Annotated in this window: 15 protein-coding genes; 11 read left to right on the forward strand and 4 right to left on the reverse strand. The window is 38.6% G+C overall.

What is annotated here, in order from left to right; genetic code table 11:
- The first annotated feature begins 76 nt into the window (after window positions 1-76).
- The gene (locus CRO15_RS12875; protein ID WP_097046262.1) at window positions 77-2,296 is read left to right on the forward strand and encodes a polyribonucleotide nucleotidyltransferase; all 2,220 of its coding nucleotides are present in this window, start codon (window positions 77-79) and stop codon (window positions 2,294-2,296) included.
- A gap of 69 nt (window positions 2,297-2,365) precedes the next feature.
- On the opposite strand, the gene CRO15_RS12880 is transcribed toward CRO15_RS12875, so the two are convergent.
- Window positions 2,366-3,610: an acyloxyacyl hydrolase gene (locus CRO15_RS12880; RefSeq protein WP_207763884.1), complete on the reverse strand. Its 1,245-nt coding sequence runs from the start codon at window positions 3,608-3,610 to the stop codon at window positions 2,366-2,368.
- A 203-nt stretch (window positions 3,611-3,813) separates the two neighbouring features.
- Between CRO15_RS12880 and CRO15_RS12885 the strand changes: the two genes are divergently transcribed.
- The 8 genes from CRO15_RS12885 to CRO15_RS12920 all read left to right on the forward strand — a co-directional run bounded on the left by CRO15_RS12885 (window position 3,814) and on the right by CRO15_RS12920 (window position 12,721).
- A complete protein-coding gene (locus CRO15_RS12885) occupies window positions 3,814-4,677 on the forward strand; it encodes a sigma-70 family RNA polymerase sigma factor (RefSeq protein ID WP_097046264.1) in 864 nt (287 codons plus the stop codon).
- A gap of 287 nt (window positions 4,678-4,964) precedes the next feature.
- Entirely contained in the window at window positions 4,965-5,750 is a 786-nt protein-coding gene (locus CRO15_RS12890) for a leishmanolysin-related zinc metalloendopeptidase (RefSeq protein ID WP_097046265.1), read from the forward strand.
- A gap of 194 nt (window positions 5,751-5,944) precedes the next feature.
- A complete protein-coding gene (locus CRO15_RS12895) occupies window positions 5,945-7,012 on the forward strand; it encodes a sensor histidine kinase (protein WP_097046266.1) in 1,068 nt (355 codons plus the stop codon).
- 16 nt (window positions 7,013-7,028) lie between these two features.
- Window positions 7,029-7,781 (forward strand): LytR/AlgR family response regulator transcription factor, encoded by a 753-nt coding sequence (locus CRO15_RS12900; protein ID WP_097046623.1) that lies wholly within the window; start codon window positions 7,029-7,031, stop codon window positions 7,779-7,781.
- A gap of 220 nt (window positions 7,782-8,001) precedes the next feature.
- Entirely contained in the window at window positions 8,002-10,215 is a 2,214-nt protein-coding gene (locus CRO15_RS12905; RefSeq protein ID WP_097046267.1) for a DUF5916 domain-containing protein, read from the forward strand.
- A 61-nt stretch (window positions 10,216-10,276) separates the two neighbouring features.
- The gene (gene rpe, locus CRO15_RS12910; protein WP_097046268.1) at window positions 10,277-10,936 is read left to right on the forward strand and encodes a ribulose-phosphate 3-epimerase; all 660 of its coding nucleotides are present in this window, start codon (window positions 10,277-10,279) and stop codon (window positions 10,934-10,936) included.
- Window positions 10,936-11,907 (forward strand): YpdA family putative bacillithiol disulfide reductase, encoded by a 972-nt coding sequence (locus tag CRO15_RS12915; protein ID WP_097046269.1) that lies wholly within the window; start codon window positions 10,936-10,938, stop codon window positions 11,905-11,907. The genes rpe and CRO15_RS12915 overlap by 1 nt, the downstream gene beginning before the upstream one ends.
- A gap of 64 nt (window positions 11,908-11,971) precedes the next feature.
- Window positions 11,972-12,721: a hypothetical protein gene (locus CRO15_RS12920; protein WP_097046270.1), complete on the forward strand. Its 750-nt coding sequence runs from the start codon at window positions 11,972-11,974 to the stop codon at window positions 12,719-12,721.
- Between the two features lies 1 nt (window position 12,722).
- On the opposite strand, the gene CRO15_RS12925 is transcribed toward CRO15_RS12920, so the two are convergent.
- The 3 genes from CRO15_RS12925 to CRO15_RS12935 all read right to left on the reverse strand — a co-directional run bounded on the left by CRO15_RS12925 (window position 12,723) and on the right by CRO15_RS12935 (window position 17,356).
- The gene (locus CRO15_RS12925) at window positions 12,723-14,336 is read right to left on the reverse strand and encodes a glutamate synthase-related protein (protein WP_097046271.1); all 1,614 of its coding nucleotides are present in this window, start codon (window positions 14,334-14,336) and stop codon (window positions 12,723-12,725) included.
- A gap of 198 nt (window positions 14,337-14,534) precedes the next feature.
- A complete protein-coding gene (locus CRO15_RS12930) occupies window positions 14,535-16,118 on the reverse strand; it encodes an aldehyde dehydrogenase (NADP(+)) (RefSeq protein WP_097046272.1) in 1,584 nt (527 codons plus the stop codon).
- 83 nt (window positions 16,119-16,201) lie between these two features.
- On the reverse strand, window positions 16,202-17,356 hold the full coding sequence (locus CRO15_RS12935; RefSeq protein WP_243396967.1) for a formylglycine-generating enzyme family protein: 1,155 nt from the start codon (window positions 17,354-17,356) through the stop codon (window positions 16,202-16,204).
- Window positions 17,357-17,649: 293 nt separating this feature from the next.
- On the opposite strand from CRO15_RS12935, the gene CRO15_RS12940 reads away from it, so the two are divergent.
- Both CRO15_RS12940 and CRO15_RS12945 read left to right on the forward strand, forming a co-directional pair.
- Window positions 17,650-18,246, forward strand: coding sequence for a Crp/Fnr family transcriptional regulator (locus CRO15_RS12940; RefSeq protein ID WP_097046274.1), 597 nt, complete (start codon window positions 17,650-17,652; stop codon window positions 18,244-18,246).
- 502 nt (window positions 18,247-18,748) lie between these two features.
- On the forward strand, window positions 18,749-19,297 hold the full coding sequence (locus CRO15_RS12945; RefSeq protein WP_097046275.1) for a DUF4347 domain-containing protein: 549 nt from the start codon (window positions 18,749-18,751) through the stop codon (window positions 19,295-19,297).
- Window positions 19,298-19,326: the final 29 nt, after the last annotated feature.

The following is a 19,326-nucleotide window of genomic DNA, read 5'->3' on the forward strand; positions in this document are numbered from 1 at the left end:
ACAACCCGACCGTCCGGATGGCGGTAGACCAAATGTTTAACGACCCACGTAAATTTTAGTGGGTAAGACTAATTCTATGATTCCAAAAACTTTTAAAGAGGTCATTGACCTTGGTGACGGTAGGGAAATTTCTATCGAAACCGGAAAATTGGCAAAACAGGCCCATGGTTCTGTTGTTGTTCAATCTGGCAAGTGTATGCTGTTGTGTACAGTTGTCTCCAATTACAAACAAAGCGATGTCGATTTTTTACCCCTTACGGTAGATTATCGTGAAAAATTCGCCGCTGCCGGGCGTTATCCAGGTGGTTTCTTCAAACGTGAAGCAAGACCAAGTGATGGTGAAGTATTGACCATGCGTTTGGTGGACAGGGTCCTAAGACCTTTGTTCCCTAAAGATTATCATGCGGAAACGCAGGTAATGATTCAGTTAATGTCGCATGATGACGAAGTAATGCCTGATGCCATGGCCGGACTTGCTGCTTCTGCAGCTATCCAACTTTCAGACTTTCCGTTTGAATGCGCGATCTCAGAAGCTCGGGTGGGACGTATTAATGGTGAATTTATCATCAACCCAACCAGAGAACAGTTAAAAGAATCTGACATTGATATGATGATCGGTGCCTCTGCAGATTCCGTAATGATGGTTGAAGGAGAGATGAAGGAGATTTCCGAAGAGGAAATGACAGAAGCTATCAAATTTGCACATGAAGCTATTAAAGTACAATGTGCTGCTCAAATAAAATTAGCCGAAGCTTTCGGAAAGAAAGAAGTACGTGAATACGAGCCAGAAAGAGAAGATGAAGATCTAGCCAAAAAAGTATATGACCTAACTTATGACAAGGTGTATGCCATTGCTAAAGCAGGTTCTGCAAAACATGAACGTAGTGCGGCGTTTGATGCTATTAAAGAAGAAATAAAAGAAACTTTTTCTGAAGAAGAATTGGAGGATTTTGGCGATTTAGTTTCAAAATACTTCTACAAGGCCGAAAAAGAAGCCATTCGTAATCTTACATTGGAAGAAGGATTGCGCTTAGATGGGCGTAAAACCGATGAAATCAGACCAATCTGGTGTGAAATTGATTATTTGCCATCTGTGCACGGTTCTTCAATCTTTACAAGAGGAGAAACACAAGCTTTGGCTACAGTAACTCTAGGTACATCAAGAGAAGCTAACCAGATAGATATGCCATCTTATGAAGGTGAAGAAACGTTCTATTTGCACTACAACTTCCCTCCTTTCTCTACTGGAGAAGCTAGACCAATCCGTGGTACTTCCCGTAGAGAAGTAGGTCATGGGAACTTGGCCCAGCGTGCACTTAAAGGAATGATTCCTGAAGATTGCCCTTATACCGTACGTGTAGTTTCTGAAGTATTGGAATCTAACGGATCATCTTCCATGGCAACGGTTTGTTCCGGTACTATGGCCTTAATGGATGCCGGTGTCCAGCTTAAAAAGCCTGTTTCCGGTATTGCAATGGGGTTAATTTCTGACGCAGATTCTGGTAAATATGCAGTTTTATCTGATATCTTAGGTGATGAAGACCACTTAGGAGATATGGACTTTAAAGTCACTGGTACTGCCGATGGTATTACCGCTTGCCAAATGGATATCAAGGTAAAAGGTTTATCCTACGAAATTTTGGTAAAAGCATTAATGCAGGCCAAAGACGGAAGACTTCATATTCTTGAAAAACTGACAGATACTATCGCTGCTCCGAATGCAGACGTTAAATCATACGCTCCAAAAATCGTCACTAAGATTATACCTGGTGAGTATATTGGTGCTGTTATTGGTTCAGGTGGAAAAGTTATTCAAGAATTGCAAAAAGAGACCAATACCACAATTGTCATCAACGAAGATCCAGATACAGAGGAAGGTATAGTGGAAATTCTAGGTACTGGTCAAGAGGGTATCGATGCCGTAATCGCAAAAATTGATGCTTTAATGTTCAAGCCTGAAGTTGGAAGTGTTTACGAAGTGAAAGTGATAAAAATGCTCGACTTTGGTGCTGTGGTTGAATATGTTGAAGCTCCTGGCAACGAAGTTTTACTTCATGTTTCCGAATTGGCTTGGGAACGCACAGAAAATGTTTCTGATGTAGTAAACATGGGAGATGTATTTGACGTGAAATACTTTGGCCTTGATCCAAGAACAAGAAAAGAGAAGGTTTCTAGAAAGGCCCTTTTGCCAAAACCAGAAGGTTATGTTGAAAGACCGCCAAGAAATGATCGAGGTAATCGCAGAAACAACGACCGCAGAGGTGGTAATCGTGACAGAAAACCAAGAAGGGATTAAACCCTTTCATATCTAATTCATAAAAAACTCGCTCCTTAGTTGGAACGAGTTTTTTTTTGAAATTTAGTTTTAGAAGTGGAACCGACGTACATATCCCATGGTAAGTTCACTAAAATCAGCCTGCCCTAAATTTGCATTAATAAAAGCTCCTACAAAGAAATTATGTTTTGGTGCCTTGTCTGTATTAAATAGATAATATTTTAGGCCCATTCTACTAGAAACATGATGTTTTACATTATAATACCCATTAAGCTCTCCCAATACAATATTTTCCTGTCCGTTGGAGAAAGTTGTATAACCTTCATTCAATTGCCAATCAATCTTATAAAAAGGTTTAAAATAGTTTAATCCTACATTTAGCTCCATACCAACATGACTCAACAACAATTCTGCGCTTCCAAAAACCCCCATGGCAGATGCATATCGTATAGGATGATCCTTAAAATGGGGCTCCTGGGTTCTCACTAACGTTTCTTCATTAATAATATAATTGTAATAGTGGTTATAAAAGTAATAGTACAGCCCTAAACCCAATTTAAAAGTCTTATTAATAATCTTTCCTCCAGAAAATGCAGCAGCAAATACCTCATCCTTTGAATTGAAAACATCGGAAAAGGAATTCTGGCCTATTCCCAACCTTCCCGTATAAAACCATTCCAACTTTTTTGGATATTCTTCAAAACTTACATTCTTATGTAATGAAACATCATTTTTAAAATTAACAGAAGTCCCTAAAAGAAACGCATTATATCCCCTATTAGGTTTTCGAGTATGTCCATTGGAATGATGAAAATATCCCAGCCCCACACGCCACGTGTTCTTGTTGCTTTTTAAAAGATCATAATAAAGGAAAGATTTGTAAGACCAATTTAACCGAGTGGATACCCCTTTGTTAAAAGGGTTGGATTCTTTATTGAATCGCTTTGTCATATAAGAGCCGCCAAATGAAACCAATAAATTCAAACCATTAAGCTTTTGGGGAAACAATGAAAACTCCGCATACGGCATTACACTGTAAACATAGCCTAAGGCATCTTTGTCCCCCAAATCAGAAAAACCAAGGGAAATTCCAGTTTTAGGCTTATTCAGATAATACCTCCAATATTTTTGGTCTTTCGAATCGAAGCTCCCAAGGTTCACGAAAAAACTTTTTTGTAACCCATGATCTGGAAAACCACTGTTTGAATCACCCAACTTCCCAATAGCAAAGTCAAAACCAAAATAGCCATATCCATTGGAGAGTTCTTGTTGTGCACACACAGATACCGGAAGTAACCAACACAACATTAACCCAATACGGGAGAATAATTTCATCATCTAATTTTGAATATCAATAGGTTAACTCTTTTCTTAACATTTTATGATTCAAAAAAGTCGTGAATATAGCCAATGAGCGTTTTCTTTTGCCAAAGAGACCAAAAAATCAAAATAAATTTTACCAAAATGTAACTTTTTACGTTTTCCTACGTATAACTTAATGAGCTTCGGTTCACAAATTTAATTTGAAGGGAAAATAAATGAGACAGTTAAAGATTACAAAACAGGTTACCAATAGGGAAACCGCTTCGTTAGACAAATATTTACAGGAAATTGGTAAAGTGGACCTGATCACTGCCGATGAGGAAGTAGAATTGGCACAGCGAATAAAAGCGGGTGACCAAGTAGCCTTGGAAAAATTAACTAAAGCCAACCTCAGATTCGTGGTTTCTGTTGCAAAACAGTATCAAAACCAAGGATTGACCCTTCCTGATTTGATAAATGAAGGAAACCTGGGACTAATCAAGGCAGCACAACGTTTTGATGAAACCCGTGGATTTAAATTTATTTCGTATGCAGTATGGTGGATTCGCCAGTCCATTCTTCAAGCATTGGCGGAGCAATCCCGTATTGTACGTTTACCCCTGAACAAGATTGGTTCCATCAACAAAATCAACAAGACCTTTGCTTTCTTGGAGCAAGCACATGAGCGTATTCCATCAGCAGAGGAGATAGCCAAAGAATTGGATATGACGGTTGAAGATGTAAAGCAATCCTTGAAAAACTCAGGTAGACACGTATCTATGGATGCACCATTGATTGATGGTGAGGATTCCAACCTTTACGATGTATTACGTAGTGGGGAATCTCCAAATCCAGATAAAGACTTGTTGCACGAGTCATTGCGTACCGAAATAGAACGGGCATTGGAAACTTTGACACCAAGAGAGGCAGATGTTATTCGTCTTTACTTTGGTTTAGCAGGGCAACATTCAATGACCTTAGAAGAAATTGGTGAAACTTTTGATTTAACAAGAGAGCGTGTTCGCCAAATAAAGGAAAAAGCGATTAGAAGGTTGAAACATACCTCTAGAAGTAAAATTTTAAAGACTTATTTGGGATAATCATAAGATTATCCGCACAAATTACAGTTAAACAAACCCTAAATTTGTTTTTTGGCAAGAAAGTTGTAATTTGTAATCCTACAACAGTTTATCATGACTGTTCGTTTTTTGATTGATGAATAAACTCCGGCTGATTACCGGAGTTTTTTCATTTATATACTTTAAGTATTCTGTAAAAAAAATTGACACTACCATTTCATTCTCTGTTAAAGTTTTTTCAATCACTTCCAATTCGCCAATTTCCAACGTAAATATTAAGGGCTACATATTAATCTAAAGCAATAGATATGAGTTTTTCAATAGAAGTAAGGTTCTTGGGCGGATTGACCCAGAGTCAACAAGAGGTTTTTGACACTGCTGCTTGCAGGTGGCAAGAAATCATCACTGGTGAGCTCCCTAGAGTTCAATTGGCCAATGGGGATATGGATATCATTAGTAATGTAAGGATTGATGCCCAAGGCACCAATATTGACGGTACATCTGGAATTTTAGGTCAAGCTGGTCCTACCCAGCTAAGGAGTGGAAGTTTTCTGCCTGCAACGGGAATCATGCGGTTTGATAGTGCCGATTTGGCACGACTGGAAGCCGAAAACAGCCTTAAAGATGTCATCATTCATGAAATGGGACATGTTTTGGGGTTTGGTACACTTTGGTCTAGTCAGCACTTGAACCTAATAACCAGGGAAGGCTCAGAAAATCCGCAATTTATAGGTAAAAATGCCATTAACGAGTACAAAATCTTGGCAAACAACACTGCATTGGACACAGTTCCTTTGGCCAATACTGGCGGTGAGGGCACTCAGGATGGGCATTGGCGCGAACTGGTTTTTGACAACGAATTGATGACAGGATTCATTGACAATAAGGATAACCCTTTAAGCAGGATGTCCATTGGAGCCTTTGAAGACATGGGCTATCAAGTTGATTATAAAGCTGCAGACACCTATGAACTTCCTGATCCTACTCTACTTTCTTTAAAAGAATTGAATGAAAATAACCAGTGTAAAATGTGCAATAGAAGAATACTTCGATGCGAACCAATCATTCTACCTGAATCTTCTTTAATAGATTGATAGATAATTATTTAATCCACATACCAGTGCATTGCATTCACGGAAAGAACAAGGTATTTGACTCCAAAAAAGCTGTTGTCTACGGTTTTCGCTCTTAATCCTGAATGCTATTTTGTAAATTCACACCCAATATTTTCTATCATATACAAATCGGTTGAAGCAGGAAGTGAAGGTTCCGATAAAATGTGTATTGGATGATTGACAAAATTTTAAATACAAAGAATAGAATATCCTATCATATCCTCTTTTGGCTGGGATATATTTTATTTTACACCATTTTTTGGGGAAGTTACGAAGGCAATTATTGGGACCAATTTCTTCAATTGTTATTCCTGTTGCCTTGGAAAATTATTCCCACATACATTACACTGTATTATTTGATGCCCAAGTACTTATATCCCAAAAAAATGGGAATGTATATTGTGCTTTCACTTATACTGGCCATAAGTATGGCTTTGATAGACCGATACATGACCTGGAGCTATCTGTACCCCTGGTTCTATTCTGAAGAAAAAGAACATTGGGATCATTCTGTTTGGTATTTCCCAAAAATACTCAACTCACTTATTAGGGTTTACACACCGGTATTTGTTGCCATGGCCATTAAATTACAGCGGTTTTATTATCAAAAAGACCAAATTAACAAGGCTTTGGAAAAAGAAAAAATAGAAACCGAGTTGAAATTTTTAAAAGCGCAAATCCACCCTCACTTTCTTTTCAATACGTTAAATAGTATTTATTCACTCTCCTTAAAAAAATCTACCAAAACACCTGACTCAGTTTTGGGCCTATCAAAATTCTTGGATTATATGCTGTATGAATGCAATGACAAGTTTATTACCGTGGAGCGGGAATGGGAGCAATTAATGAACTTGGTAGAGCTGGAAAAGCTTCGGTATGGGGATAAACTCACTATTTCTACCAAACTGAAGGACGATAACCAAGAAAGTTTGATTCCACCTTTGTTATTGTTGCCCTTTGTAGAAAATGCTTTTAAACATGGGGCGGACAACCTAATTTCAGATTCATGGATTAATATCGATTTACGTTTAAAAGATCAACAACTCCAATTTATGGTGGAAAATAGCAAGGCATCATCCCAAACCAATGAAGTTTTGGATAGTGATAAGAACATTGGGCTTAAAAATGTAAGAAGAAGGTTGGAACTGTTTTTTCCAGACAAGCATGAACTGAAAATATTGGAAGAACCAGACAGTTTTTTGGTTAAATTGGAGATTGATCTTAGTGGTATAAGCACCTAAATCCAATGTTATGCAAATGGCAAGAAATATTAAATGCATTATTGTAGACGATGAGCCCCTTGCAAGGAGCGTACTTGTAGATCATGCGCAGCAAATTGACCAATTGGAGGTTGTTGCGGTTTGCGCCAATGCCGTAGAGGCATTTGGACATTTACAAAAAGAAGAAATCGACCTTGTTTTTTTAGACATAAAGATGCCCAAAATTAGCGGTTTGGAACTATTGGAATCGCTAGATCATCAACCTTTGGTAGCTTTTACAACCGCTTATAGGGAATTTGCCATCAAAGCTTTTGAATTGGATGCCATAGACTATTTGTTAAAACCCGTGTCGTTGCCTCGTTTTATGAAAACCATATCTAAGGCCAACAAATACCTTATGGGGAGCAATGCCCTTGAAGTAAGTGACCAAACTGCTCAAAAAAATACAGTTTCTAATCAACAAGCCTCTGAACCAGAACTGCTCTACATTAAATCCCAAAGGAAAATCATAAAATTGGATCTATGTGATATCAATTACATTGAAAGCCTAAACGACAAGGTAATAATCCACACCAATGAGAATGAGGTAATGACCACACAACGTATAGGCTATCTGGAGGAGAAATTACCGAAAAATAAATTTATCAGGATTCATCGGTCCTTTATAATTTCGGCAAAAAAAGTGGCCGCATTCAACAGTATTATGGTTGAAGTCAAAGGGAAAGAACTACCAATTGGACGAAACTATCGTGCCCAGGCTTTGAGCATTCTTCAAAAAAGAGCTAAATAACCCACGATCAAATTTTATCATCCCTTTTCTGTTAAGCATTCCTTAAATCAAGCTTCAGTGTCACTCCAAACCCATTTATGACACTTTTACATACGTTTTCGGCTCCAAACTGCCCTTAAGTGTCGTTTCCTAGTTATAGGCCTACATTCCCAAAAATCACTTGTGAATAGTCTCAAGGTGCCTGTTCTTTGAGCTATCATCATCAAAAAACGAACAGCTTATGAAAACTGTTTGGATAATCATCTTTATTTTAATTCCAATACTTAGTTTTTCCCAAAACGGTGGCGGTAACACAAGGTCACTTTATAAATACCATATCAAAAAAACCACCAATCCTATTACCTTGGATGCCGCCATTGGGGAAAATGAATGGAATCATCACACACCCATCACCAACTTTTATAATCATTGGCCCAATGACTCAGGTCAGGCCCAAAATCAGACCGAGGTTAAAATGACCTATGATAGCCAAAATCTGTACATCTTGGCAAAGTGTTACGACAACGGAGAACGTATTGTGCAATCGTTGGCAAGAGACCGAGATGAGGACTATTGGGGCAGTGATAACTTTTCGGTAGCATTAGACCCCGTTAACACCAAGCAAAGTGGTTTCATGTTTGGAGTAACTGCAGGAGGGGCAGAAATTGAAGGTAGTTTGACCATTGAAGGTTCTCTGACTTGGCTTTCAGAAAACTGGGATAACAAATGGGCCTCCAAAACCGCACAATTTTCCGATTATTGGCTTACCGAAATTGCTATTCCCTTTAAAACATTGCGTTATAATGCCAATCAGCAAACTTGGGGAATCAATTTTATTAGAGGGGACAAGCAAAACAACGCTTACACCACCTGGACCCAATTTCCAGTAAATTTTAATGGCATCAGCATGAATTATATGGGGTCTTTGGAATGGGACCAAAGCCCAGAGAAAGCAAAAGGGGTCTTCATCTTAAATCCCTATGTTACCTCCTCTTCAGTTCGGGATTATGAAAATGAGGATGAAAATGAAGCACAACTGAAAAATGATTTGGGAGGAGAGGTGAAAATTGCGCTGACAAGCAGTCTAAATCTAGACCTGACCTTGTTCCCAGATTTCTCCAATGCTGATGTTGATGAACAAGTAACGAACATTACCCGTTTTAATATCTTCTTGCCTGAACAACGTAACTTTTTTCTTGAGAACAATGATATCTTTTCAAACTTTGGGACTTATGATGTAAAACCATTCTTTTCAAGAAGAATAGGGATTATTGAAGGAGATGCCATTCCCATTGATTTTGGGGGCAGGTTGACAGGTAACATTTCACCTAACCTTCGTATTGGGGTCATGAACGTACAAACCAGACAAATTGGAGAGTATGCTGCCCAAAATTATAGTGTAGGGGCTTTTCAACAAAAAGTATTGAAAAGATCGATCATCAAAGGTATATTCATAAATCGACAGGCAACAAGTACTACAACGGAGTTGGAATATTCCAGAAACGCTGGTTTGGAGTTCAGCTACGTTTCAGAAAGTGGAAAATTGAACACTACCTTTTTATACCATACTTCACTCACCCCAGAAAACTACAAGGACACTCATTTTTATGGTTTTGATGGCTATTATAGTTCCAAACGGCTTAGAACAGGTTGGACTTTAAATGTAGTTGGCGATAACTACATTACCGAGTTGGGAATCAATCCACGTTTAGAAAATTACAATGCTGAAACGGAAGAAACAGTGCGTCTAGGCTATACTTTGATCAATCCGTGGTTACGTTATTTGACTTTTACCAAAGATGAAGACAAAAAACTGAATTATCATGGATTGCGTACTTGGCACAACTTGTATCTAAACTCAGACGGCACCTTTAATGAAAGTCAGAATAATGCTGGATACGATTTTGAATATAAGAATACCGCCCGTATGATTCTATTGGCTAGATATAGAAAGGTAGATTTATTGTTTCCAACCTCTTTGCTAGGTGATGATTATACGCCAATACCCGTTGGTGACTATTCATTTGTTTGGTCGGAGCTTCGGTACAGTTCGGATGTTAGAAAGACCTTTGTATGGAATACCAATGTAAATTATGGGCAATTTTTTAATGGAACCCGATTAGGTACCATGATCGAAGGTTCACTTCGTTTTAGACCTTGGGGGAGTTTTGGCATTACTTATGACTTCAACGATGTAAGTTTGGCTGAAAACTATGGTAAAGACAAAATACATTTAGTACGATTTAATGGGGACGTTAGTTTTTCCAATAAGCTATCATGGAGAAATGTGGTCCAGTATAATACCCAAGGTGATAATTTCAGCATTTTCTCCCGTTTGCAATGGAGATACAGCCCAATGTCTGACATCTTTCTCATCTTCAATGAAAATCACGACACCACTGGTTTGGGGATAAAAAATAGGTCCATAGTGTTAAAAGCTACGTATTGGCTCTAGAAAACAGACAGCCCACTAAACCCGCTACATTTGCTTATTTTTGTACGCATATAAAGCACAAATGAATACAAAATTAGTAGCTCCTTCCCTATTGGCATCAGATTTTGCCAACCTTCAACGTGATGTAGAAATGGTAAACCAAAGTGAGGCCGATTGGTTTCATTTAGATATTATGGATGGTGTTTTCGTCCCTAATATTTCCTTTGGAATGCCCGTGATAAAAGCTATAGCTGAGCACGCCAAAAAAACATTGGACGTTCATTTAATGATTGTTGACCCGGACAGGTACATCAAAACTTTTGCAGATTTGGGGTCTAACAATCTCACCGTACATTATGAAGCATGTACTCATTTGCATCGAACTTTACAGGCTATAAAGGGTGAAGGGATGAAAGCAGGAGTGGCCTTAAACCCGCATACCTCCGTAAACTTATTGGAAGATACCATCCAAGATATCGATTTGGTCTGTATGATGAGTGTAAATCCTGGTTTTGGTGGACAATCTTTTATCGAGAATACCTATCAAAAGGTATCTGAACTAAAAAATATCATCGAGAAAAAAAATTCGAAGGCATTGATTGAAATTGATGGAGGGGTAAATGCTACCAATGCCAAAAAGTTGGTGGATGCCGGAGCTGATGTTTTGGTTGCAGGCAGTTTTGTATTTAAAAGCGAAAATCCCACCAATACCATTAAAAATCTAAAAGAAATCATCAATTGATGCAAGAATTTGATGTATTGATCATTGGCGGAGGACCTATTGGCATTGCTTGCGGATTGGAAGCCAAGAAAAAAGGACTTTCCTATCTTATTGTTGAAAAAGGGCCTATTGTCAACTCCTTGTTCAATTATCCCATCAATATGCAATTTTTCTCTTCGTCGGAACGATTGGAGATTGATGATGTTCCTTTTATCAGCAAGGAAGCCAAGCCAAAACGTAATGAGGCACTGGAGTATTATCGTAGGATTGTTACATCCAATAAACTCAACATCCATCTTTTTGAAAAAGTAACCAAGGTTCAAAAGCAATACCAAGCATTTTTGGTCACCACCGATAAAAATCAGTATTTAGCTAAAAATATTATAGTTGCTACCGGATTTTACGATTTGCCGAATAAAATCAACGTGCCTGGAGAAGATTTGCCTAAAGTATCTCATTACTACAAAGACCCTCATTTTTATGCAAGTCAAAAATTAGCCATTGTTGGAGCAAGTAATTCAGCCATAGATGCTGCTTTGGAGTGCTGGCGTAAAGGTTCAGAAGTCACTTTGATCATTCGAGGGCCAGAAGTGGGACAACGGGTCAAATATTGGGTCCGTCCTGATATCATCAATCGTATTGAAGAAGGGAGCATAAAGGCTTACTATAATTCCAACGTAAAGGAAATCAAACCTACGGAACTTATCATTGACACCCAGGATGGTGAGGTAGTTTTGGAAAATGACTTTGTATTGGCACTTACCGGTTATATGCCCAACTTTGAGTTTTTGGAAAAACTGGGGATTGAACTCTCAGAAGATGAAAAACGTCTTCCCAACTATAATCCAGAAACCATGGAGACCAATATTAATGGACTATTCTTGGCAGGGGTCATCTGTGGAGGTATGGAAACCCATAAATGGTTTATTGAAAATTCCCGGATTCATGCACCCATTATCATGAATGCCATCATTAAAAAAAGGGAACTATAAAACCTTGATTTTCTTTTTGTAATCAATTCTGTTTGGCACGACTAAGATTCCATACATTTATAGTATGGACACATTAGCACAAGTACATTTGGTATCCCAATATTTGGCCACGGTAGGTAAAAGTTTTCTGGTACCAAAATCTGATGACAGCCACACCAATGTTGGTTTTTTCTCCGAAGACCATACATTACGAACATGGGATTTGGATGAATCTGGAACTTACTTGGCTTTTCAGTACGACCATTTTGCATTGAGCTGGGTTTCCAAAGACAAAAATGAGACGCTTACCCTTAAGGGTAAATCGCACGGTGAAATTGTGGAATGGATTTCTAAAATGGCTGTGGAATCCAAACTTTCTAAACCATACGTCTATGATTTACACTATGATCTGCCCTACTCCCCATCTGATGATTTCAAGTTTAGCCATCCAAATTCCGAAGAATTACAAAAATTGACCAATCTTAGAACATTGGCACAAAATACATTGAAATCTTTCCTACAAAAAGAAAATCTGAAGTCCAATATTCGTGTTTGGCCGCATCATTTTGATACTGGTGCCTTTGTGATGCTAAGTGATGGTTCCGGAAAATCCGTTGGAATGGGTATGGCTATCCCAGATAGTATCATCAACGAGCATTATTTCTATATCAGCGGATATCATGGGCATGATGGGATTGACACCTCAACATTTAAAAACCTTGCTCTAGGCGAATGGAAAAATGATGGTTTTAAGGGAGCTATATTAAAAACATCGGGTACAACTCAAAAAATAGCTGTCAATTTCGTTGAGGAAGCATTTTCCTCATATAAATAAACTACTGCACTCCCGCATAATTGATTCCAGATAACCCGTGCATATCCTTGTTGAAGGTTGACAGGTCATGATGATTAAACTTAGAAATATCATCATACCCACAGGAACGCGCCACAACTTTGATCAGGTCATTGGTTGCCGTAAAAAAGTTATATAGTTGCTTGGCAGAAGCTTCAATGATCAACCTACTTCGTAAATTCTCTTTCTGTGTAGCTATGCCCACAGGACAATTATTAGTTCCGCACGCTCTCATTCCCAAGCAACCCACAGCTTGAATGGCCGAATTGGAAACCGCGATAGCATCCGCTCCCAGCATCATGGCCTTGGCGAAATCTTCTGCAATTCGCAATCCTCCTGTAATGACCAGGGTTACATCTTTAGCTCCCACTTTATCCAAATATTTTCTGGCCCTGGCCAGAGCGGGAATTGTTGGAACATTAATGTTATCTCGAAGTATAGTGGGCGCGGAACCGGTTCCTCCTCCCCTTCCGTCTAGAATGATATAATCAACGCCAACATCCAGCGCAAATTGAATATCTTTTTCAATGTGGCTTGCCGCGATTTTGAATCCTACGGGGATTCCACCTGTTCGCTCCCTTACTTTTTTGGCAAAGGACTTAAAGTCCTCTACTCCATGAAAATCAGGAAATGTAGCTGGACTAATCGCAGTTTCTCCTTCTTTTAAGCCACGCACCTCGGCAATCTCCTTACTAACCTTACTTCCTGGCAAGTGTCCTCCGGTACCTGTTTTGGCTCCCTGCCCCCCCTTAAAGTGAAAAGCCTGTACGTTGTCCAACTTATCCCATGAAAAACCAAATTGTGCTGAGGCCAGTTCATAAAAATATCGAGAGTTGTTCTTTTGTTCATCGGGCAACATTCCGCCTTCTCCCGAACAAATTCCGGTTCCAGCCATCTCTGCCCCTTTGGATAATGCTATTTTAGCTTCTCTGGATAAAGCACCAAAACTCATATCACTCACAAAAAGCGGAATGTCCAACACCAGCGGTTTTTTTGCTTTTGGCCCAATGGTCACTTTGGTGGCTACATCTTCATGATCTAATAAAGGTCTTGTTGCCAACTGGGCTGGTAAAAATTGGATGTCACTCCATTTGGGAAGCGTATTTCTATCCACTCCCATTGAGGCTGAAAATCCATGATGGCCCAAGTTTTTTAATCCATTTCTAGCCAATTCTTTTATATAACCTGTGTAGGGTTCGGTGTCCTCAGGATGTGTGTCGGCATATGTGCCTAAGTAAGCCTCTCTGTCAAACGGTTGTGGGTGTTCTTTTTCAAAAACGGCAACTTCGTTCTCATCAACCTGAAGCGAGTCTCCTTCAATATATTCTTGGAATTTATGGAGTTGCTCATCATTATTGTATTCGCTGATACCCGTATCGTACCTGTAATCCCATCCGTGTACACCACAAATCAAATTATTACCATCAATATGTCCATCAGCCAATAGCGCACCGCGATGATGGCACCGACCATATAAAACGGATATCCCAGTTTCATGTTTTACAATGACTAAATCCGTGTTTTTGACTAAGGCGTATACTGGTTTTTTCTCGTCAAGGTTGGAAACTTTGGCAATCTCAATACGTTTTTGTGACATGTTTGGTTTAGTCTTTAGAGTTAGTTGAATTAGGTTTTAGGTCGAAATATTTTAATTCACATTACATCAGTAAGTTAATGTAAAAACCAACACCTTTAGATAAAAATAGAAATAGCCGGAATTGAGAATAATCCCACTAAAAACAAAGAAGCCCAAGAATAATTATTCTTGGGCCTCTCAAAAACGGTTTCAGTTTATTTATTCAGGAAGTATATATTTTCCATTCTCCAACCTCAAAATATTCAACGGGTTTGCAGCTTTCAACTCATCCGGAAGCAATGCATCTGGATAATTCTGATAACAAATGGGTCTTGTATACCTTGTTATGGCTGCAGTTCCAACAGAAGTCATTCTAGCATCTGAAGTTGCGGGAAAGGGTCCTCCATGAACCATGGAATGACATACTTCTACCCCCGTTGGGAATCCATTGATAAGTAGTCTACCTACTTTTCTCTCCAAAATTTTAAGTAAATCGGCATATTCCGCCAAATCAGCTTCCGTACCCTGAACAGTAGCAGTAAGATGACCATTTAATCCTTTGGCTATTTTTATCATCTCATCCTTGTCCTTCGTTCTTACCAAAAGTGTTGATGGACCAAATACTTCTTCTTCCAACTCTTTGTCGGATAGGAAATCATTGGCTGAGACTGAAAGAACCTCTGGAACTCCTTGTGACTGTTGTTCACCTTTTTTCCCGAAAGAAACAGATGCAACAGCATCTTTTGCCTTTAGTTTTTCAAGTCCAGAATTATATGCTCTTTGAATAGACTCTGTAAGCATCGTAGCCGATTCAGCATCGGAGATACTTTCTTTTAATATGTTTTCAAAAAGAGAACCTTCTTCTTGTTCTGGTACTATGGTCAATCCTGGGTTGGTACAAAACTGTCCCACACCCAACTGTACAGAACCGGACAAGCCTTCTGCCAAAGCCTGGTGATTCTCTTTTAAAGCACCTGGAAGTACAAAAACAGGATTGGTGCTTCCCATTTCTGCGTAAACTGGAATGGGTTCCTCACGCCTAGCGGCTTCATCAAACAAAGATTTTCCACCCCTAAAAGAACCCGTGAATCCAATAGCTTTTATAAATGGATGACGCACGACCGCCTGACCCACATCAATTGAGGCTCCATGGACCATGGAAAACACTCCATTGGGCATCCCGCACTTTTTGGCTGCTTTTATAATTGCATTTCCTACCAGCTCTGAAGTTCCTGGGTGAGCTGGATGTGCTTTCACTACAACCGTACAACCCGCAGCAAAGGCCGAAGCTGTATCTCCACCTGCCGCAGAAAACGCCAAAGGAAAATTACTTGCGCCAAAAACTCCAACAGGTCCTAATGCAATCTGCATTTGTCTGGTGTCTGGTTTTGGAACAGGTGTTCTATTGGGGTCTGCAGTATCAATTCTTGCATCTACCCAAGACCCATCCCTCAACAAAGAAGCGAACAGTCGCAATTGACCTGTAGTCCGTCCCAATTCTCCCGATAGCCTTCCAGCGGGCAATCCAGTTTCTTGAGTGCCAATGGCTACAATTTCTTGCTCTATGGACGCCAATTCACCAGCAATGGTTTCCAAAAAAACTGCTTTTTCTTTTCCACTTTTATCCCTATACTCTGTAAAAGCGTTTTCGGCTAGGGTTATGGCTTCATCTATCTCTTGTTGTGTGGCTTGGTAATATGGAGTCTGCAATTGACTCCCTGTTGACGGATTGACTCCATAAAAAAGTACTTCTCCTTTAGCGGATTGAGTAAAACCCAATATATTCTTACCTGTTAATTCCATATTAATCAAATAATTTGGTTTTCAGTTGCGTAATTTTCAATATTTATTTGGCAAATGTATCTATTCAAACGATAAATCAAAGCTTATTTGGAAAGCATGTCCAAACTTAAAACTGTTCTAAAACCTAAATGCCCCATTGAAGAGTCCATGGTAGAAGCCATTCTTGCAGAAATCCTATAACTGGCACAGTAAGAGGCACTGCACAAATATGATCCACCCCGGATCACTTTTTCCTTGGCGTAAGGGTTGGTTGAATTGAAGGGTTGCTTCGCTCCCTTTGGATTTAGAACGATACCCCTTGCCAACAATTCTTTATAATAATTTGTATTGTACCAATCGTTAGTCCATTCCCATATATTCCCCGACATATCATACAGCCCAAAATCATTGGATGGAAATGTTCCTACAGGTGAACTTCCTTCAAAACCATCTACTTTGGTATTGTTCACCGGAAATTCTCCTTCCCAGGTATTGGCATATTTTGATAACTCGACCACCTCATTTCCCCAAAAATAAGTGTTATCAGATTTTCCAGCTCGAGCGGCATATTCCCATTCTGCTTCCGTGGGCAAACGTCTTCCGGCCCATTTACAGTAGGCCCATGCATCTTCAAAGGATATATGTACCACAGGGTGATCATCTTTTCCTTCTAAAGTGCTTCCTGGTCCTTCCGGATTTTTCCAGTTGGTACCAATGGACCAAGTCCACCATTGGGAAAAATCGTATAAATTGGGAACAGATGTTTTTGTTTTTTTGAAAACCAACGACCCTGGCTGTAAAATAGAATCATGGGGCTTTGGTGTTCCTTCTGGGAGTTGCTTTTTAAGCTCTTCCCAGTCTGGTTTACGTTCTGCTACAGTAAGATATCCCGTTTCATCCACAAACTTTGAGAATTTTGCATTAGTCACGTGGGTGGTATCCATGAAAAATCCATCAACCGCAACTTGGTGGGCCGGTTTTTCATGATGCATGGCTTCTTTATCCTTAGGTACGGCTCCTTGTTTAAAGGTTCCGCCAGGAATCCAAACCATACCATCAGGAACTGCTACCTCCCCTGGCTTGTCCTTAATTAGATTAAGAGTATCAACCGCAGCTACATCTTGTGCTTCTGGACTGTTTTTAACGGGCTCTCCTGTTCTTTTTTTATCCTTGCATGCCAATGAAAACAACATCAACATCACAGAAAATATGCTTAAACAGACTAGCTGAAAATTAGGTCTGGAATTTATGTTTCTCATTGGAATGTCATTCAATTTTTCGTAGAAAATCAAAAGTAATCCATATTTGTGAAAATATTCAAGACAAAAGAAATTCTTCACATTGCGAGCAACATTTGTTATCTCAATTTATACCTCTACTTTATTTTATTAATCAAATTTTCAGCGAATAACGCCAACAATTGAACCCTCTCATCACAACTTATTTCAGATAGTACAAATCATAACAACCTTCAAATTCAAAAAGTAACTAAAATCACCCCAATGTGTTATTTTTGGCAGATTGTTCAACACCTCTAAAAATCATTTTTTTAATGACACCAAGCCAGAACATAGAAAAAAACTTGTTCATAATTCTTTACCTTAACTCCATTTTCCCACTTAGTCCAAGTTTAAAATCTTTTTTAAGCAAAAATGTAAAGAGTTGTTCTTTTAGTAAAAATGAGATAATAAGTAAGGCGGGAGAGGTTTGTAATAGGCTTTATATAATTAAGAAGGGTTTGGTAAGAGGTTACTTTGTAAGTGATTCAGCAGAGATTACCACGTGGATGGATTCCGAGAATGAAGTTTTCACTTCCATAACAGGCTTTTTCAGAAATGAAAAGAGTAAGGAATATATACAAAGTCTGGAAGATACCCATTGTGATTATCTGGAATATGAAGATTACAAATATTGCCTTAACAACTTTCCTGAAATCCGTCAGATAAACAGAATACTTCTTGAAGAATATTACATTCTGGCAGAAAACAGGGTATATTTAGCTAGAATACCTAATGCCAAGAAGCGGTTGAATTATTTTATAGACAACAACAAACCACAGCTCGTGGACAGAATTCCGAGAAAACATTTGGCTTCTTTTTTAGCGATGAGGCCAGAAACCCTTTCTAGGATAATGAGGGAAAATGTATGATTTAAATCTCCCTTACTTTTATAAATAATACCAAGCATCTTTATTTTTTTACACCAATAGTTTCCCGGAATCACTTTATTGTTTAAAAGTTAAAAGGGGCCTAACTCATATCTATTGGTCAGTTTTAGCCACTTACCTGCTATTGTTTCTTAAAAAAATGACATAAAATTGATATTTGTCAATTTCCTTGACGATTTCATGAAATAACACCAAGGCTCTTCCGTTTTTCTGATAATAAGTAGGAAAAGGTTTACAATAAAAGAAATGTAAATGTAAGAAAAAATAGTTCCTATTAATCAAAAAACAAATCCAATTTTATGAAAGAATATTACTAGACCTTATCCACAAAATTTTTCATGCTCTTACTAATGTCCTATAACCTTTAAAAAGAACCTGGGACAGCACTGTGAAATGCCACACTTAGGTGGAGTGACCCTCCTATGCCTAAACTTAACATCATAAAAATCAAAATTTGAAATATAAACCTAAATCAACAAATCAAATGAAAAATCCATTTTACAGGAACACCTTGCCTGTCTTTTTTTTCCTTTTTGCTTTCTTAATTACCGGGGTTTTTGCGCAATCTAATGACATTGTAGTTATCGATTCCAAGTACTCCCAAAAGCCACAAGTTCTTAACAATTTACCTTCGGGTACTTCTGTTGTTGAGATTTACAGTACTGATAATCCTTGGAAAACGATTCGAGAAAATCTAGAACAAAACCCTTCAATAAAAGCCATTCACTTGTTCGTAAATACAAATTACAATGCATTTGAATTGGGAGGGATATTATATGACTCAACCAAAATAGACCAAGAATTTGAGTTCTCTATGATGGAAGGTCTTTACCAAGGAACCAACATTCAACTTTTAGTCTATGATTGCAATCTAGGGTCTAATCCCGAAGGATTGGAACTCATGAAGAAAGTAAGTGACCGCTCTTATTTCAATATTGGTGTTCCAACCAACTGTAGCTCCATATTTAGCATGGACTTGGAATTTGATCACACCACCATGAATCAACCTGTTAACAAACCAATACTTAAATAGAATAATCAACCATGAGACTAACCTTTACA

The organism is Flagellimonas pacifica (assembly GCF_900215465.1).
In the GTDB taxonomy this organism is placed as follows: domain Bacteria; phylum Bacteroidota; class Bacteroidia; order Flavobacteriales; family Flavobacteriaceae; genus Flagellimonas; species Flagellimonas pacifica.

Coding starts and splice junctions, on each gene's coding strand:
- CRO15_RS12885 (WP_097046264.1), top strand. CDS start 3,814: ATGAGACAGTTAAAGATTACAAAACAGGTTACCAATAGGGAAACCGCT.
- CRO15_RS12935 (WP_243396967.1), bottom strand. CDS start 17,356: ATGAGAAACATAAATTCCAGACCTAATTTTCAGCTAGTCTGTTTAAGC.
- CRO15_RS12945 (WP_097046275.1), top strand. CDS start 18,749: ATGAAAAATCCATTTTACAGGAACACCTTGCCTGTCTTTTTTTTCCTT.
- CRO15_RS12900 (WP_097046623.1), top strand. CDS start 7,029: ATGGCAAGAAATATTAAATGCATTATTGTAGACGATGAGCCCCTTGCA.
- CRO15_RS12940 (WP_097046274.1), top strand. CDS start 17,650: ATGACACCAAGCCAGAACATAGAAAAAAACTTGTTCATAATTCTTTAC.
- CRO15_RS12915 (WP_097046269.1), top strand. CDS start 10,936: ATGCAAGAATTTGATGTATTGATCATTGGCGGAGGACCTATTGGCATT.
- CRO15_RS12880 (WP_207763884.1), bottom strand. CDS start 3,610: ATGAAATTATTCTCCCGTATTGGGTTAATGTTGTGTTGGTTACTTCCG.
- CRO15_RS12875 (WP_097046262.1), top strand. CDS start 77: ATGATTCCAAAAACTTTTAAAGAGGTCATTGACCTTGGTGACGGTAGG.
- rpe (WP_097046268.1), top strand. CDS start 10,277: ATGAATACAAAATTAGTAGCTCCTTCCCTATTGGCATCAGATTTTGCC.
- CRO15_RS12905 (WP_097046267.1), top strand. CDS start 8,002: ATGAAAACTGTTTGGATAATCATCTTTATTTTAATTCCAATACTTAGT.
- CRO15_RS12925 (WP_097046271.1), bottom strand. CDS start 14,336: ATGTCACAAAAACGTATTGAGATTGCCAAAGTTTCCAACCTTGACGAG.
- CRO15_RS12930 (WP_097046272.1), bottom strand. CDS start 16,118: ATGGAATTAACAGGTAAGAATATATTGGGTTTTACTCAATCCGCTAAA.
- CRO15_RS12890 (WP_097046265.1), top strand. CDS start 4,965: ATGAGTTTTTCAATAGAAGTAAGGTTCTTGGGCGGATTGACCCAGAGT.
- CRO15_RS12920 (WP_097046270.1), top strand. CDS start 11,972: ATGGACACATTAGCACAAGTACATTTGGTATCCCAATATTTGGCCACG.
- CRO15_RS12895 (WP_097046266.1), top strand. CDS start 5,945: ATGATTGACAAAATTTTAAATACAAAGAATAGAATATCCTATCATATC.